Annotated in this window: 12 protein-coding genes; 8 read left to right on the top strand and 4 right to left on the bottom strand. The window is 68.3% G+C overall.

The window, feature by feature from the left end:
* Window positions 1-171 precede the first annotated feature (171 nt).
* Window positions 172-747 carry a hypothetical protein gene (locus tag ABZS64_RS07185; RefSeq protein ID WP_355824322.1) on the bottom strand — a complete coding sequence of 192 codons (576 nt, stop codon included), beginning with the start codon at window positions 745-747 and terminating at the stop codon, window positions 172-174.
* A gap of 239 nt (window positions 748-986) precedes the next feature.
* On the opposite strand from ABZS64_RS07185, the gene ABZS64_RS07190 reads away from it, so the two are divergent.
* Together ABZS64_RS07190 and ABZS64_RS07195 are read left to right on the top strand one after the other, a co-directional pair.
* Window positions 987-1,211: a hypothetical protein gene (locus ABZS64_RS07190; RefSeq protein ID WP_355824325.1), complete on the top strand. Its 225-nt coding sequence runs from the start codon at window positions 987-989 to the stop codon at window positions 1,209-1,211.
* Window positions 1,212-1,463: 252 nt separating this feature from the next.
* Window positions 1,464-2,279, top strand: coding sequence for a serine protease (locus ABZS64_RS07195; RefSeq protein WP_355824327.1), 816 nt, complete (start codon window positions 1,464-1,466; stop codon window positions 2,277-2,279).
* A gap of 132 nt (window positions 2,280-2,411) precedes the next feature.
* Here the strand turns inward: ABZS64_RS07195 and ABZS64_RS07200 are convergent, their stop codons facing one another.
* Complete coding sequence (locus ABZS64_RS07200) at window positions 2,412-2,642, bottom strand: hypothetical protein (protein ID WP_307660675.1); 231 nt, start codon at window positions 2,640-2,642, stop codon at window positions 2,412-2,414.
* A 433-nt stretch (window positions 2,643-3,075) separates the two neighbouring features.
* On the opposite strand from ABZS64_RS07200, the gene ABZS64_RS07205 reads away from it, so the two are divergent.
* The 5 genes from ABZS64_RS07205 (at window position 3,076) to ABZS64_RS07225 (ending at window position 9,283) form a co-directional block, all read left to right on the top strand.
* Window positions 3,076-5,193 carry a DNA topoisomerase IV subunit B gene (locus ABZS64_RS07205; RefSeq protein ID WP_355824330.1) on the top strand — a complete coding sequence of 706 codons (2,118 nt, stop codon included), beginning with the start codon at window positions 3,076-3,078 and terminating at the stop codon, window positions 5,191-5,193.
* Window positions 5,194-5,298: 105 nt separating this feature from the next.
* Complete coding sequence (locus tag ABZS64_RS07210; RefSeq protein WP_355824333.1) at window positions 5,299-6,480, top strand: sensor histidine kinase; 1,182 nt, start codon at window positions 5,299-5,301, stop codon at window positions 6,478-6,480.
* The gene (locus ABZS64_RS07215) at window positions 6,477-7,151 is read left to right on the top strand and encodes a response regulator transcription factor (RefSeq protein ID WP_355824336.1); all 675 of its coding nucleotides are present in this window, start codon (window positions 6,477-6,479) and stop codon (window positions 7,149-7,151) included. The genes ABZS64_RS07210 and ABZS64_RS07215 overlap by 4 nt, the downstream gene beginning before the upstream one ends.
* Window positions 7,152-7,250: 99 nt before the next feature.
* Window positions 7,251-7,694: a DUF485 domain-containing protein gene (locus ABZS64_RS07220; protein WP_355824339.1), complete on the top strand. Its 444-nt coding sequence runs from the start codon at window positions 7,251-7,253 to the stop codon at window positions 7,692-7,694.
* A complete protein-coding gene (locus tag ABZS64_RS07225; protein WP_355824341.1) occupies window positions 7,691-9,283 on the top strand; it encodes a cation acetate symporter in 1,593 nt (530 codons plus the stop codon). Before ABZS64_RS07220 ends, ABZS64_RS07225 begins: the two co-directional genes overlap by 4 nt.
* Before the next feature lie 46 nt (window positions 9,284-9,329).
* Here ABZS64_RS07225 and ABZS64_RS07230 read toward each other — a convergent pair whose 3' ends face one another.
* Together ABZS64_RS07230 and ABZS64_RS07235 are read right to left on the bottom strand one after the other, a co-directional pair.
* The gene (locus tag ABZS64_RS07230; protein ID WP_355824711.1) at window positions 9,330-10,019 is read right to left on the bottom strand and encodes a response regulator; all 690 of its coding nucleotides are present in this window, start codon (window positions 10,017-10,019) and stop codon (window positions 9,330-9,332) included.
* Window positions 10,019-11,659 carry a sensor histidine kinase gene (locus ABZS64_RS07235; protein ID WP_355824344.1) on the bottom strand — a complete coding sequence of 547 codons (1,641 nt, stop codon included), beginning with the start codon at window positions 11,657-11,659 and terminating at the stop codon, window positions 10,019-10,021. Before ABZS64_RS07235 ends, ABZS64_RS07230 begins: the two co-directional genes overlap by 1 nt.
* A 254-nt stretch (window positions 11,660-11,913) precedes the next feature.
* On the opposite strand from ABZS64_RS07235, the gene ABZS64_RS07240 reads away from it, so the two are divergent.
* On the top strand, window positions 11,914-16,203 hold the full coding sequence (locus tag ABZS64_RS07240) for a discoidin domain-containing protein (protein ID WP_355824347.1): 4,290 nt from the start codon (window positions 11,914-11,916) through the stop codon (window positions 16,201-16,203).
* The last annotated feature ends 69 nt before the right edge of the window (window positions 16,204-16,272 follow it).

Genomic DNA, 16,272 nt, shown 5'->3' on the forward strand with positions numbered 1-16,272 from the left:
GGAGGCAATCCGGGCGGCCCTGGCCGGTCTCAGCCTCCCCGAAAGCGTCTGGGGCAGCGTGCGCCCGATGGTCACAGACGGGGGCTCGCCCTACGTGCACCTGGGCATGATCCGCGGCGGACGTTGCCAAGCGGATGGCCGAGGCCATTGGGGCGTCCACCGAGGAGTCCGTTACTTGATGACGATGTTGAATTGGGCGTTGCCGTTGCTGTCCTCAAACTGCAATGTGCCCGAGGTATTCGGGACTCCTAGCACCTCGGTTGCTTTGACGTACTCGCCGGGGCGCGGCTCGGGCGTGCTGGAGAACGGGTCGTACGGGATCAGCTTGGGGTCCACGGGTCCGGCCACAAAGACAGGGTTTACGGCTTCCCCGTTGGTGCCGGACCAGCGCGGGCTTTCCAGCCAGCCGGTGTCCCACTCTGTCTGACCCAGGTTCTTTACCTGCATGGTGTAGACGACGTACTGCTGTCCTGCGTCCGCCTTCGCGTCGCCGATGGAAGTGGTGTTCTTCACGGCCAGCAGGGTGATGGCAGCAGGCCCTTCCTCGGTCGTGACGGAGATGGTCTGCTCGACCTTCAGCTCGCGCGGCTCAGACGGCGTAGGCGTCGGTGGTGACGGCGTTTGCGGCGTGCTGCTGGGCGGTGCCTTGGGCGGGGTGCTGCCGCTGTCTCCGCCATCTCCGCAGGCTGCGACGCCGCCGATGACGAGCATCGCGACGACAGCGACGCAGGCGGTCTTGTACTTCATGACGATCTTCTTCCGGACTGGTCCCGCCCATCCTCGATCAGGCTGCGATAGGGGCGGCGTAATGTTCTGATTACGCACTGAAATCGTATGCCTTGCTTGTCGAGGAGGTATTGCTGATGACCGACACCCCGCCCCCACAGTGGGGACGGCCACCCCCTGGGGCTGGGGGCTCCCCGGGCCCCGCCCCGGTTGCTAAGAGGAAGAAGCCCCGCAGGATCTTCCTCTGGATCTTCCTTGCTGTGCAGGTGCTGTTCTTGATCTGGATCATCGTGGGCGTGAACAGCGGCAGCGATGACCCCTCCTGTGAGGGCCTGACCGGAGACGCACTTCAGCTGTGTAAGGACGCCGGGGATGCCGGGACTGCGATCGGCGTTGGCCTCGTGATCGGCCTATGGGCAGCCGTGGACATCATCCTGGGCATCACCTACGGCATCTACCGGCTCAACCGCCGAGAGCGAACGTGAATCCAGGATATTTCGACTCCCCCGCTCGGCTCCGACGTGCGTCTATGCAGGTCAAGCGCAGCGTTCAGCCGCTCATACTGCGCGACTACCTCGACTAGGTCGTAGCGATACCTAACAGGTCGTAGAAGTAACGGCCGGCGAAGGGCCCGGATCCCGTCAGGGACCGGGCCCTTCGCCATGTGCGCAGGTGCGTGCCGCGGCGAGCTGGCTGACCCTGAGTGGACTCGACACAACGCAGAGTCAGGAGGCCGTATGCGCCGCTCCTTCGCCCGAGCCCTGACCGGGGCGCTGGCCCTGATCACCGCAGCCGCTGTGGCGCCCTTGGTATCGCCTGTCCCCGCCGGCGCCGACGGCGTGGTCGTCGGCGGCTATCCGGTCCATGCCACAGACACCCCGTGGGTCGTCGCACTCGCCAGCCGTGACCGGTTCGGGGGAACGCGCGCGGGCCAGTTCTGCGGCGGTGTGGTTGTGGCGCCCACGAAGGTGATGACCGCCGCCCACTGCCTGAGCCGGACCGTGCTCGGCCAGGACGTGAAAGAGGCCCGGGATCTGCGGGTCATCTCCGGGCGCTCGGAGCTGCTCGGCACGGGAGGCCGGGAGATCGCGGTCAGCGACAGCCGGGTCGCTCCGGAGTACAGCCCGATGACCAACAGTGCGGACATGGCCGTGCTGACGCTGGCCGAGGCGCTGCCCGCCTCCCAGGTGATCGATCTGGCGGGCGCCGGTGATCCGGCGTACGAGCCGGGAACGAGCGCCACCGTCTACGGCTGGGGCGATACGAGAGGCGACGGCAGCTATGCGTCCTCGCTCCGGGCCGCGCAGGTGACCGTGCTCTCGGACCAGGCCTGCGGACAGGCCTATCCGGGCGGCCTGGGCGGGCGCTACGTGCCCGCAACGATGCTCTGCGCCGGAGACACCGGGGGCGGGCGGGACGCCTGTCAGGGGGACAGTGGAGGGCCGCTGGTGGCCCGCGGGAGGCTCATTGGCCTGGTCTCCTGGGGCAGCGGCTGCGGGCGGGCGGACAGCCCGGGGGTGTACACGCGGATCTCGGCGCTGGCCGGGTTCTAGAGCTCGGGCTGCGGGGCCTCGCGCCGCCGCGGCAGTCACGGTATGAGAGCGGGCGGCCGCCCCTGGTATTCAGGGGCGGCCGCCCGTCGACCGGTCCGAGACCGGCCCTTGGCTCGTCGTGGATGCGAGGTGTCAGTGTTCCTCTTCACCGACGGCGGCCGGCACGGCCGTGAGTCGGTCGGTCTCATCCTGTATTTCCGCGGCGATCTTCTTGAGTTCCGGCTCGAACTTGCGCCCGTGGTGGGCGCAGAAGAGCAGTTCACCGCCGCTGGTCAGTACGACGCGCAGATAGGCCTGGGCGCCGCAACGGTCGCAGCGGTCAGCGGCCGTCAGCGGGCTCGCGGGGGTCAGAACAGTAGTCACGTCGCCTCTTCTCTAGCTCGACGAGCTGTCGTACCAGGGTCAACATCCAACCAGGCCGAAAACGTTCCCGCTCGTGGCTTTTCCTCGAAACTTCTTGTCAAGGTGGCTGTCTGCTGCCGGTTGGCGGCGAATGAGCCGTATTGCTTCGCTCTACGGATTTCGCGTTGCTTGTCTCGTTTGGCCCTCCCGGCTGGGTTGCCGGTTGTTCATGAGGACGTGCCCGGAGCCTAAATGGTTCATGCCTGGAAGGGAACGTGATGTGCGCGTCACTCCATCGAGGGATCGAACATGCATACGAGACTGGACTAGCATGAGAAATCACGAGGGTGGCGTTACATCGGCTCTACCAGGCCTCGGTACCCTCTGACCGGCGACCGACGCCGGGCCTTTACCCCACCGGGCCACATCTCAAATTCAGCGAGGAGCGAACCGCGTGACCGCCGAAACGTCCGTGCCGTCCAGTGCGGTACTGACCGCAGACCGTGACGGGTCCAATTACACCGCGCGGCACCTGCTCGTACTCGAGGGGCTCGAGGCGGTCCGCAAGCGCCCCGGAATGTACATCGGGTCCACCGACAGCCGGGGGCTGATGCACTGCCTCTGGGAAATCATCGACAACTCCGTCGACGAGGCCCTCGGGGGTCACTGCGACCACATCGAGGTGATCCTCCACGAGGACGGCTCGGTCGAGGTCAAGGACAACGGCCGGGGCATCCCCATCGACAAGGAGCCCAAGACCGGCCTCTCCGGCGTCGAGGTCGTGATGACCAAGCTGCACGCGGGCGGCAAGTTCGGCGGTGGCTCGTACGCCGCGTCCGGCGGTCTGCACGGCGTGGGCGCGTCCGTCGTCAACGCCCTCTCGGCCCGCCTGGACGTCGAGGTCGACCGCAACAGCGCGACCCATCTGATCAGCTTCCGGCGCGGGGTCCCCGGCATCTTCACCGAGTCGGGCCCGGACGCCCCCTTCGACCCGGCGAACGGGCTGCTCAAGGGCAAGCGTGTCCCCAAGACCCGGACCGGCACGCGCGTGCGGTACTGGGCGGACCGGCAGATCTTCCTCAAGGACGCCAAGCTCTCCCTGGAGCACCTGCACCAGCGCGCCCGCCAGACCGCCTTCCTGGTGCCCGGCCTGACCATCGTCGTCCGCGACGAGCGGGACCTGGAGGGAGAGGGCAAGAGCGAGGAGACCTTCCGCTTCGACGGCGGCATCAGCGAGTTCTGCGAGTACCTCGCCCAGGACAAGGCCGTCTGCGACGTGCTGCGGCTGACCGGACAGGGCACCTTCAAGGAGACCGTCCCGGTCCTCGACGACCGCGGCCACATGACCCCCACCGAGGTCACCCGGGAGCTCGCCGTCGACATCGCCCTGCGCTGGGGCACGGGCTACGACGCCTCCGTGAAGTCCTTCGTGAACATCATCGCCACCCCCAAGGGCGGCACCCATGTGACCGGCTTCGAGCGCTCCGTCACCAAGACGATGAACGAGGTGCTGCGCTCCGCCAAGCTGCTGCGCGTCGCCGAGGACGACATCGTCAAGGACGACGCCCTGGAGGGCCTCACCGCGGTCGTCACGGTCCGGCTGGCCGAGCCGCAGTTCGAGGGCCAGACCAAGGAGGTCCTCGGCACCTCGGCGGCCAACAGGATCGTGGCCAATGTCGTCGCCAAGGAGCTCAAGGCCTTTCTGACCTCCACGAAGCGGGACGCCAAGGCGCAGGCCCGCGCGGTGCTGGAGAAGGCCGTCGCCGCGGCCCGTACCCGCATCGCGGCCCGCCAGCACAAAGATGCACAGCGCCGGAAGACGGCGCTCGAGTCCTCCTCGCTGCCCGCCAAGCTCGCCGACTGCCGCAGCGACGACGTGGAGCGCAGCGAGCTCTTCATCGTCGAGGGAGACTCCGCGCTCGGCACCGCCAAGCTCGCCCGGAACAGCGAGTTCCAGGCCCTCCTGCCGATCCGCGGCAAGATCCTGAACGTACAGAAGTCGTCCGTCTCGGACATGCTCAAGAACGCCGAGTGCGGCGCGATCATCCAGGTCATAGGAGCCGGATCGGGCCGGACCTTCGACATCGACGCAGCCCGCTACGGCAAGATCGTCCTGCTCGTCGACGCCGACGTCGACGGCGCCCATATCCGCTGCCTCCTGCTCACGCTCTTCCAGCGCTATATGCGGCCCATGGTGGAGGCGGGCCGGGTCTTCGCCGCCGTGCCGCCGCTGCACCGCATCGAGCTGGTCCAGCCCAAGAAGGGCCAGGACAAGTACGTGTACACGTACTCCGACAGCGAACTGCGCCAGACCCTGCTGGAGTTCCAGCGCAAGGGGGTCCGCTTCAAGGATTCCATCCAGCGCTACAAGGGCCTGGGCGAGATGGACGCCGACCAGCTCGCGGAGACCACGATGGACCCGCGGCACCGCACCCTGCGCCGGATCAACATCGGTGATCTGGAGTCCTCCGAGCAGGTCTTCGACCTGCTCATGGGCAATGAGGTGGCGCCCCGCAAGGAATTCATCACCAGCTCCGCGGCGACGCTCGACCGCTCGCGGATCGACGCCTGACGGCGGTCTGCCCACCCAGGGGTGGAGCCGGCGGCTCCACCCCTGATCCGATCCCGGGTCCCGTCCCTGCTCCGTAGCATCGGGGGCGACGGAGGAGGACTTGACGTGCCCAGCAGCCAGTGGACAACGTGGCCCACACGGGAAGCGCTGTCCCGCGTCGGCGTACCGCGCGTCCGTATCGCCCTCGACATCGCGGTGCTCGCCGGTCTTGCGGCATGGGCGGTGTCCAGCGCGTACGACTCGGAGGCCTTCCACGGCTGGGGCGCGGTGCTCCCGCCGCTGGGGCTGCTCTGCTGCGCAGCAGCAGTCTTTGGCTTTCACCGGACGACCATCGACAACAGGCTGGGGCCCTCGCTCGGACTGGTCGCCGCCATCACGGCCTTCGGAGCAGGGGCATACGTCGCCGGGGCCGCGGTGCCGGCGATGGTGTTGTGGATCGCGGCATCCGCCATGGCGATGGAGTGCCTCCCGCTCTTCGCCGGTCTGGGTACCACAGCGGTGATGTCCATCGGCTTCACGCTGGCCGACGACAGCGAACTGGGGGCCTACTTCACGATCGCCGCGGTACTGCTCGGTGGATACTCCCTGCGGCTCGACGCGCAGGCCAGGGGCGCCGGATTCCGCCTGCTCGCCCAGGAACGGGCCGCCCGTGAGGCCGAGGCCACCTCCGTCGCCCTCGCCGAACGGGCCCGTATCGCACGCGAGATCCACGATGTCCTCGCGCACAGCCTCTCCGCGCAGCTCGTGCATCTGGAAGCGGCCCGGATACAGATCGAGCGCGGACCGGAAGGACCGTTCCGGGAGCAGATCCTGGAACGGGTGGTGGCGGCGCGGATGATGGCCCGCGAGGGACTTGCCGAGACCCGGCAGGCTCTCTCCGCGCTGCGCGGCGAGATGGCCCCCGTCGAGGACTATCTGCGCGAACTCGCTGTCGCGGACGGAGCGGTGACCGAGGTGACGGGGGAGCGGCGGCAGCTGACCGCGGAGGCCTCGCAGGCGGTACGTCGCGTGGCCCAGGAGGCCCTGACGAACGCGCGCAAGCACGCGCCGGGCGCCAAGGTGCGCCTGCTGCTCGCCTATGGGATGGATGAAGTGACCCTGGAAGTGCGGGACTCGGGCGCCGACGGGCACGGTGACGAGATCACCGGGCACGGCGGTGAGCTGGGGGCATCCGGTTCCGGGTACGGTCTGCTGGGGATGCGCGAACGGGCCGAACTGCTCGGCGGCACCCTGGAAGCAGGACCCGAGGGAGAGGGCTTCGTGGTGCGGCTGCGAGTGCCGGCATGACCGAGCAGAACGCCAGAGTGATCGTCGTCGACGACCAGGCGGTGGTGCGCGAGGGCATTGTGATGCTCCTGGGGCTGCTGCCCGGCATCGAGGTCGTCGGCTCCGCCAAGGACGGCGAGGAAGCGGTTGCCCTCGTCGCCGAACTCGCCCCCGACGTCGCCCTGATGGATCTGAGGATGCCCCGTTGTGACGGCGTGGAGGCGACTCGCCGTATCCGCAGCGAACATCCGGGCACCCAGATCGTCGTGCTCACCACCTATGCCGACGACGACTCGCTCTTTCCCGCGCTGCGGGCAGGAGCGCGGGGCTATCTCACCAAGGACGCCGGCGGCGACGAGATCGTACGGGCCATCCAGGACGTGATGGCGGGTCGCGCCGGGCTCTCACCGGTCGTGCAGCGGCGCCTCCTCGAGCAGGTCACATCCGCGCCGGAACCGTCCGGGCCGACGCTGCCCGACGGACTGACCGCACGCGAGGGCGAGGTGCTGACCCTGATCGCGGAGGGCCTCACCAACACGGACATCGCCCGCAGACTCCACATCTCCACGGCGACGGTGAAGACCCACATCAACAATCTCTTCTCGAAGGCAGGCATCCACGACCGCGCTCAGGCGGTGCGATACGCCTACCGCGAAGGTCTGGCGCAGCCACCTGGGCCGAGCATCACCTGATGGGGTGAAGACCGGTGGGAGAAGAGTCCTGGATCTTCCCGCTCTGTCCATCCTTGGGCACGCGATCTGAAACGGTTCGCTGACGAGGAGAGTTGATCGGTGGAGCTCGACGACCCGTGGTACGACGCCCTGGCCTCCGGCTGGGGGGAGTTGGACGGTACCGGCACCCCCGCGCCCGTCGCGCCGCCCACACCCGCAGCCCCGGGGCGCGGGCCGAGCGCCGCCGACATCTATCTGGAGGTGCAGCGCAGCGCCGCTTTCCAGGAGGTCCGCAGTCGCTACCGGCGGTTCGTGGTCCCCGCTGCTCTCGCCTTCTTCGTCTGGTATCTGGCGTACGTCGTCGCGGCGACCACCGCGCCCGGACTGATGGCTCGTCCGGTGGCGGGCGCGGTCAATATCGCCATGGTCGCCGGACTCGGGCAGTTCCTCACCACCTTCCTGCTGACCTGGGCGTACGCACGTCATGCACGGCTGCGCCGGGACCGCGCCGCGCTCGATCTCCGGTGGGACACACAGGAATTGACGCGGGGGATCAACCGTTGAGCGGCGACCACCAGACCCTGGCGCTGCTGCTGTTCAGCGCGTTCATCGCGGTCACTCTCGGCATCACGACCTGGGTGAGCCGTAACAGGCATGGTTCGGCGGAGGAGTTCTACGCGGGCGGGCGATTGTTCTCGCCTCTGGAGAATGGTTTCGCCATCGCGGGCGACTACATGTCCGCCGCCTCCTTCCTCGGCATCTCCGGGCTCATCGCGCTCTACGGCTACGACGGAATGCTCTACTCCGTCGGCTTCCTGGTCGCCTGGCTGGTCGTCCTGCTGCTGGTGGCCGAACTCGTCCGCAACTGCGGCAGGTTCACGCTCGCCGACGTCGTCGCATCCAGGATGAGCGAGCGCCCGGTCCGCATCGCTACGGGAACTTCTTCGGTCACCGTGTCCGTTCTCTATCTGGTGGCGCAGATGGTGGGGGCCGGCAGCCTCGTCGCGCTGCTGCTCGGCGGTACGAGCGAAGCCGCGCGCTCGTGGACCGTCATCGGCGTGGGTGCACTGATGGTCATCTATGTGTCGTTGGGAGGGATGCGAGCCACCACCTGGATCCAGATCGTGAAGGCCGTGCTGCTGATGGCGGGCGCGATCGCGATGACCGTCCTCGTCCTCGCGCGCTTCCACGGCGATGTCAACCAGCTGCTCTACTCCGCAGCCGAACGAAGCGGCCACGGCAAGGACTTCCTCTCACCCGGCCTCAAGTACGGCGGGGACTGGACAGCACGCTTCGACTTCATGAGCCTCGGCCTGGCGCTCGTGCTGGGGACGGCGGGGCTGCCGCACATCCTGTCCCGCTTCTACACCGTGCCGACCGCGCGGGCCGCCCGCCGCTCGGTCGTCTGGTCGATCGGTCTCATCGGCAGCTTCTATCTGATGACGATCGTGCTCGGCTTCGGTGCGGCCGCGGTGCTCGGCTCCGACGAGGTACGGAAGTCGAACGCGGCCGGGAACACCGCGGTCCCGCTGCTGGCGCTGGATCTCGGCGGAGGTGCGGGGTCCACAGGCGGAACGGTTCTGTTCGCGGTGGTCGCGGCGGTGGCCTTCGCGACGATCCTCGCCGTCGTCGCAGGGATCACGCTGGCGTCGTCGGCATCCGTCGCCCACGATCTGTACGCCTCGCTCAAGCGCCGCCACGCCAAGCAGCACAGCGAGGTGGCCGTCGCACGGGTCGCGGCGGCGGGCATCGGGGTGGCTGCGATCGCGCTCGGGCTGCTCGCCCGCGACCTGAACGTCGCGTTCCTGGTGGGCCTGGCCTTCGCGGTCGCCGCCTCAGCCAATCTGCCCGTGCTGCTCTACTCCCTGTTCTGGCGGAACTTCACCACGCGTGGAGCGGTCTGGGCGGTGTACGGAGGGCTGATTCCGGCCATGTTGCTCGTGGTGCTGTCGCCGGTCGTCTCGGGCAGCCCGGAGGCTCTGTTCCCGGGGGTGGACTTCCGTGTCTTCCCGCTGCAGAACCCGGGCCTGGTGTCCATCCCCCTGGGGTTCCTGGCGGGCTGGATCGGTACGGCGACCTCGACGGAGCCGCCGGACGAGGCGAAGCATGCGGAGACCGAGGTGCGGGCGCTGACGGGTGCGGGCGCGGTGTGAGCGGTCTGAGGCCCGGGGCCTGTCCGGGATCCGTTCCGTTGTGTCCTCAAGCGCCGGACGGGCTCGAGGACCAGACGTAGCGGTGTTCCGGGCGGCCTGTTTCGCCGTACTTCAGGCTCAGGCGGACCCGGCCCGTCCGCTCCAGCAGCTTCAGATAGCGCTGCGCCGTCTGCCTGCTCACGCCCGCCCGCTCCGCGATCTCCTGGGCGGACAGCGGCCCTTCGGCTGCCAGCAGCACCTGACGGACCACTTCGGCCGTGGTCGGGGAGTGGCCCTTGGGCAGGTCCGGGGTCACCGAGCCCGCCGACAGGGCTCCGAAGATACGGTCCACCTCGGCCTGTTCCGCCTCGCCGCCGCCCTCCAGCGTCCGGCGCAGTGTGGCGTACGCCTCCAACTTGGCGCGCAGACCGGCGAAGTTGAACGGCTTGACCAGGTACTGGAGCGCGCCGTGGCGCATCGCCGCCTGGACGGTGGCCACATCCCGCGCGGCGGTCACCATGATCACGTCGGTCTGGTGGCCGAGCCTGCGCAGCTCCCGTACGACCGCGAGACCGTTCCCGTCCGGCAGATAGTGGTCCATGAGGATCAGATCCACCGGGCTGTCCGCGATCCGGGCGAGCGCCTCGGTGGCCGAGTGCGCTGTCGCGGAGACCCGGAAGCCGGGCACCTTGGAGACATAGGCCGCGTTGATCTCCGCGACCCGTTTGTCGTCGTCCACCACCAGTACGTCGATCATCATGCCTCCACCGCAGCGGCCAGCCCCGGCTCCGTCAGCGCCTCGGGGAGTACGACGGTGAACTCGGCGCCGCCGCCCTGCGCCTCGCGCACCCGCGCGCTGCCGCCCTGCCGTTCCGCGAGCCTGCGCACCAGGGCCAGCCCCAGGCCGCGCTTGCCGTGGACCGGGAGTTCCTTGGTGGACCAGCCCTCGGTGAAGATCAACTCCCGCTGCTCGGGCGGGACCCCGGGACCGCTGTCCGCGATCCGCAGGACAGCCGTACGCCCCTCCGCGTGCACCTCGACCTCGATCCGCGGATCCGGCGAGCCGGTCGCCGCGTCCAGCGCGTTGTCGACGAGGTTGCCCACGACCGTGACAAGCCCGCGCGGATCCACCAGTCGGTCGGGCAGCAGCGTCCCCGGCGCGATGCGCAGCGAGACGCCGCGCTCCGCCGCCACCGTCGCCTTGCCCACCAGCAGGGCGGCCAGCAGCGGATCGTGGATTTTCTCGGTGACCTGTTCGGCGGTGGCCCGGTGGACGCCGACCACCTCGGTGACGTACTCCACCGCCTCCTCGTGCATTTCCAGCTCGAGGAGGCCGAGCAGGGTGTGCATGCGGTTGGCGTGCTCATGGTCCTGTGCGCGCAGGGCGTCGATCAGTCCGCGGGTGGAGTCGAGCTCGCGGCCGAGCTGTTCCAGCTCGGTGCGGTCGCGCAGGGTGGCGACGGCGCCGCCGTCGTCGGTCGGCATCCGGTTGGTGATCAGCACCCGGCTGCCACGTACGGTCAGCAGATCCTCGCCGGTGACCCGCCCGGCCAGCACATCGGTGGTGCGGCCTTGGCCGAGTACCTCGTCGAGGGGACGCCCCTCGGCCTCGGGGCCGAGGCCGAGCAGCCGCTGGGCCTCGTCGTTCATCAGCCGGATCCGGCCCGATGCGTCCAGGGCGACGACGCCTTCACGGATGCCGTGCAGCATCGCCTCGCGCTCCACAAGCAGCGCGGAGATATCGGAGAAGGCCAGGTCATGGGTCTGCCGCTGGAGCCTGCGGGAGATCAGATAGGCGGCCAGGGCCCCGACGGCCAGCGCCCCGCCCGCGTACGCGAGCAGGCCGGGAATCGCCGCAAGGAGCCGGGCGCGCACGCTGTCGTACTCGATGCCGACCGACACCGCACCGACGATCGTGCCGCTGTCGTCGCGCAGGGGCACTTTTCCGCGGGCGGAGCGGCCGAGCGTCCCGCTGTCGATCTCCATGACCTCATGGCCGGCGAGCGCGTCGCTGGGGTCGGTGGAGACTACCCGGCCGATCTGCTCGGGCGCGGTGTGCGACCAGCGCACCCCGCGCTTGTCCATGATCACGATGTACTCGGCGCCGGTGGCCTTCCGGATCCGTTCGGCATCGGCCTGCACCGGACCGCCGGCCGTCGGCTGTGAGCCGAGCAGCTGGTCGGCGACCTTCGGGGATGCGGTCGTCTCGGCGATGGCGAGCGCGCGGCGCATCGCCTGATCGTCGAGCTGGGCGCTGAGCGGGGCGAGAAAGAGGCCGGTGGCCAGCACTGTGACACCGGTGGCGATGGCCAGCTGCATCAGCAGGACCTGGGAGAAGACCCGCTGCGGCCAGCCGAACCGCCGGCGCCGGGCGGGGGCGGTCGGTACGGGGCTCATGCCTAGGAACGGTAAAGGGCGTGCGGCCCTTTCCGAAATCCCTGCTCCACGCAAATCGCTTGCGCATTTTGCGGCCGACTTACGTTTTCTTGGAAGCGGGCGGTAAAGCTGCTGGTGCGGCCGGATTTCGCGGTTCCGGCTGACCGGAGGCGGCCGATTTGACGCGGTCATGGCGGTAGACGACTTGGCATATCTCTGCAACTCTCTGACCGCCACACGCAAAAGACTCAATCTGACGTGCAGATCGGGGACATATGAGACCGCAACGCTGGGGTTGGCGGGTTCTCTCCGCCGTGATCACCACCAGTCTTCTGATAATCGGCTGGCCGTCGCTGACCGCCTCGGCGGCCGCCGGCCCCAATATCGCCGCGGGCCGCTCCGCGGCGGCGAGCAGCGCCCACAGTGACTACGCCGCCCGGAACATCACCGACGGAAACCAGGCGACCTACTGGCAGAGCGACGGCACCAGCTTCCCCCAGTGGGTCCAGACCGACCTCGGCTCCACGAGCCGGATCGACGAGGTCGTGCTGAAACTGCCCGCCGGATGGGAGAGCCGGCAGCAGACCCTCTCCGTCCAGGGCAGCGCCGACGGCACCAGCTTCACGACCCTGAAGACCTCGGCCGCGTACACGTTCAGCCCGGGGCAGGCCAATACAGTGGCGGTCGCCTTAGCCGCCGCCCAGACCCGTTTCGTACGTATCCACATCACGGCGAACACGGGCTGGCAGGCCGCCCAGCTCTCCGAACTCGAAGTCCACGCGGCCGGTGAGTCCTCGCTCGATCTCGCCCGCGGCAAGACCCTGACGGCCAGCAGCTACACCGAGGTCTACGCGGCCGCCCAAGCCAATGACGGCAACCGGGCCAGCTACTGGGAGAGCCGCAACGGCGACCTCCCGCAGTGGATCCAGGCCGACCTCGGCTCGTCCGTCCGTATCGACCGGGTCGTGCTGCGGCTGCCCGACGGCTGGGGAGCCAGAACGCAGACCCTGAAGATCCAGGGCAGCGCCAACGGCACGGACTTCACCGATCTGACCGCCTCGAAGGCGTACGAGTTCAACGCGGCCGGCGGACAGTCGGCGACGATCGCCTTCGACGCCGCCACCACGCGGTACGTCCGCGTCCTGGTCACGGCCAACACCGGCCGGGTGGCCGCGCAGGTCGCCGAGTTCGAGATCTACGGCCCGACGACCGGCGACACCCAGGCTCCGACCACGCCGACAGCGCTCGCCTACACCGAGTCGGCCACCGGCCAGATCAAGCTCACCTGGGAGGCGTCCAGCGACAACACCGCGGTCACCGGCTACGACATCTACGCCAACAACGAGCTGCGCACCAGCGTCGCCGGCAACGTCACGACGTACACGGACACCCAGCCTGCGAGCGCCACGGTCTCGTACTTCGTCCGCGCGACGGACGCCGCCGGGAACCAGTCGGGCAACAGCAACACCGTCACCCGCAAGGGAGAAACCGGCGACACCCAGGCGCCGACCGCGCCCGCCAGTCTCTCCTTCACCGAGCCCGCCGCCGGCCAGATCAAGCTGAGCTGGGGCGCGTCCTCAGACAACACCGCGGTCACCGGCTATGACATCTACGCCAACAACTCGCTGCGCAAGAGCGTGGCGGGCGATGTCACGACGTACACGGACACGCAGCCCGCGAGCGCGACCGTGTCCTATGTCGTACGTGCCAAGGACGCGGCCGGGAACCAGTCGGGCAACAGCAACACCGTGACACGCAACGGCTCCACGGGCTCGGCGTCGAACCTCGCCGTCGGCAAGCCGATCACCGCCTCCTCGGTGATCCACACCTTCGTCGCGGAGAACGCCAACGACAACAGCCTGACGACCTACTGGGAAGGCGCCGCGGGCAGCTACCCGAACACCCTCACCGTGAAACTGGGCGCCAACGCCGATCTCAGCAGTGTGGTGCTCAAGCTCAATCCGGACAGCAGCTGGGGCACCCGGACCCAGAACATCCAGGTGCTGGGACGTGAACAGAGCGCATCCGGCTTCACCAGCCTGGTCGCGGCTAAGGACTACGCCTTCGACCCGGCGGGTGGGAACACCGTGACCGTCCCGGTGGACGCCCGGGTCGCCGACGTACAGCTGAAGTTCACGTCCAACACCGGTGCCACCGCGGGCCAGGTGGCGGAGTTCCAGATCCTGGGCGTCCCGGCGCCCAACCCCGATCTGGAGGTCACCGGTCTGACGGCATCGCCCGCCGCTCCCGTCGAGTCCGACCCGATCACTCTGTCGGCCACCGTGCGCAACAGCGGCCCCGTCGCCTCGGCGGCGAGTGCCGTGGCGCTCCGGCTTGGCGGTACCAAGGTCGCGACGGCCCAGGTCGGCGCGCTGGCAGCCGGGGCCTCGACCACGGTGAGCGCCTCCATCGGGGCGCGAGACGCGGGTACGTACCAGCTCAGCGCCGTCGCCGACGAGGCGAACGCTGTCATCGAGCAGAACGAGACCAACAACACCTACACCAGCCCCACTTCACTGGTGGTCAAGCCCGTCGACAGCTCCGACCTGGTCGCAGCCGCGGTGAGCACCTCGCCGTCGGCCCCGGCCAACGGCGACAGCGTCACCTTCTCCGTGGCCGTCAAGAACCAGGGCACGCAGCCGTCCGCGGGCGGCAGCCACGGTCTGACCCTCTCCCTGATCGACTCCAAGGGCGCGACGGTCAAGACCCTGACCGGTGCGTACAGCGGGACCATCGCCGCGGGTGCCACCACCGCGCCGGTGAATCTGGGCACCTGGACAGCCGCGAACGGTTCGTACACCGTCAAGGTCGTCATCGCGGACGACGCCAACGAACTGCCGGTCAAGCGCGCCAACAACACCAGCACGCAGGCGCTCTTCGTCGGCCGCGGCGCCAATATGCCGTACGACATGTACGAGGCGGAGGACGGCACGGCGGGCGGCGGCGCACAGGTCGTCGGGCCGAACCGGACCATCGGCGATGTCGCGGGCGAGGCGTCCGGTCGTAAGGCCGTCACCCTCGACAACACCGGCAACTATGTGGAGTTCACGACCAGGGCGAGCACCAACACGCTGGTGACGCGGTTCTCCATACCGGACGCGCCGGGCGGCGGAGGCATCGACTCCACGCTCAACGTCTACGTCGACGGCACTTTCCGCAAGGCGATCGACCTGACGTCCAAGTACGCCTGGCTGTACGGGGCGGAGGCCAGCCCGGGGAACTCTCCGGGAGCCGGCGCCCCACGCCACATCTACGACGAGGCGCACATCATGCTGGGCGATTCCGTCCCGGCAGGCAGCAAGATCAAGCTGCAGAAGGATGCGGCCAACACCTCCAAGTACGCGATCGACTTCGTGAGCCTGGAGCAGGTCGCGCCCATCGCCAACCCCGATCCGGCGACGTACACCGTGCCTGCCGGGTTCACCCATCAGGACGTTCAGAACGCCCTGGACAAGGTGCGGATGGACACGACCGGCACACTGGTCGGCGTCTATCTGCCGGCCGGCGACTACCAGACATCCAGCAAGTTCCAGGTGTACGGCAAGGCGGTGAAGGTGGTCGGCGCCGGGCCCTGGTACACCCGGTTCAACGCGCCGACGACACAGGACAACACCGACATCGGCTTCCGGGCGGAGGCGTCCGCGAAGGGCTCGTCGTTCGCGAACTTCGCGTACTTCGGGAACTACACCTCGCGCATCGACGGCCCGGGCAAGGTGTTCGACTTCTCGAATGTCTCGGACATCGTGATCGACAACATCTGGAACGAACACATGGTGTGCCTCTACTGGGGCGCGAACACCGACAAGATCACCATCAAGAACTCCCGCATCCGCGACATGTTCGCCGACGGCATCAACATGACCAACGGGTCGACGGACAACCTCGTGACGAACAACGAGGCGCGGGCCACCGGAGACGACAGCTTCGCGCTCTTCTCGGCGATCGACGCCGGGGGCGCGGACATGAAGAACAACGTCTACGAGAATCTGACCTCGATCCTCACCTGGCGTGCGGCAGGCATCGCCGTCTACGGCGGCTACAACAACACCTTCCGCAACATCCATATCGCGGACACGCTCGTCTACTCCGGGATCACCATCAGCTCGCTGGACTTCGGCTATCCGATGAACGGCTTCGGGACCGATCCGACGACGGTCGAGAATGTCTCGATCGTCCGGGCCGGCGGGCACTTCTGGGGAGCGCAGACCTTCCCGGGGATCTGGCTCTTCTCGGCCTCGAAGGTGTTCCAGGGGATCCGGGTGAACGACGTCGACATCGTCGATCCGACGTACAGCGGAATCATGTTCCAGACCAACTATGTGGGAGGACAGCCGCAGTTCCCGATCAAGGACACCATCCTCAGCGACATCTCGATCTCCGGCGCAAGGAAAAGCGGCGACGCGTACGACGCCAAGTCCGGCTTCGGGCTCTGGGCGAACGAGATGCCGGAGGCGGGTCAGGGGCCCGCGGTCGGTGAGGTCACCGTCAACGGCCTGAAGTTCAGCAACAACGTGCAGGACGTGAAGAACACCACCTCCACCTTCAAGATCAACATCAATCCCTAGGCGGTCCCCGCAGGCCCGGGCGCCGATACGCGGACTAGCGCAAGCCACTTGCATGGCTTGCGCTAGTCT

Origin of the sequence: Streptomyces sp. NPDC005408, from assembly GCF_040606445.1 — a bacterium.
Lineage (GTDB): Bacteria > Actinomycetota > Actinomycetes > Streptomycetales > Streptomycetaceae > Streptomyces.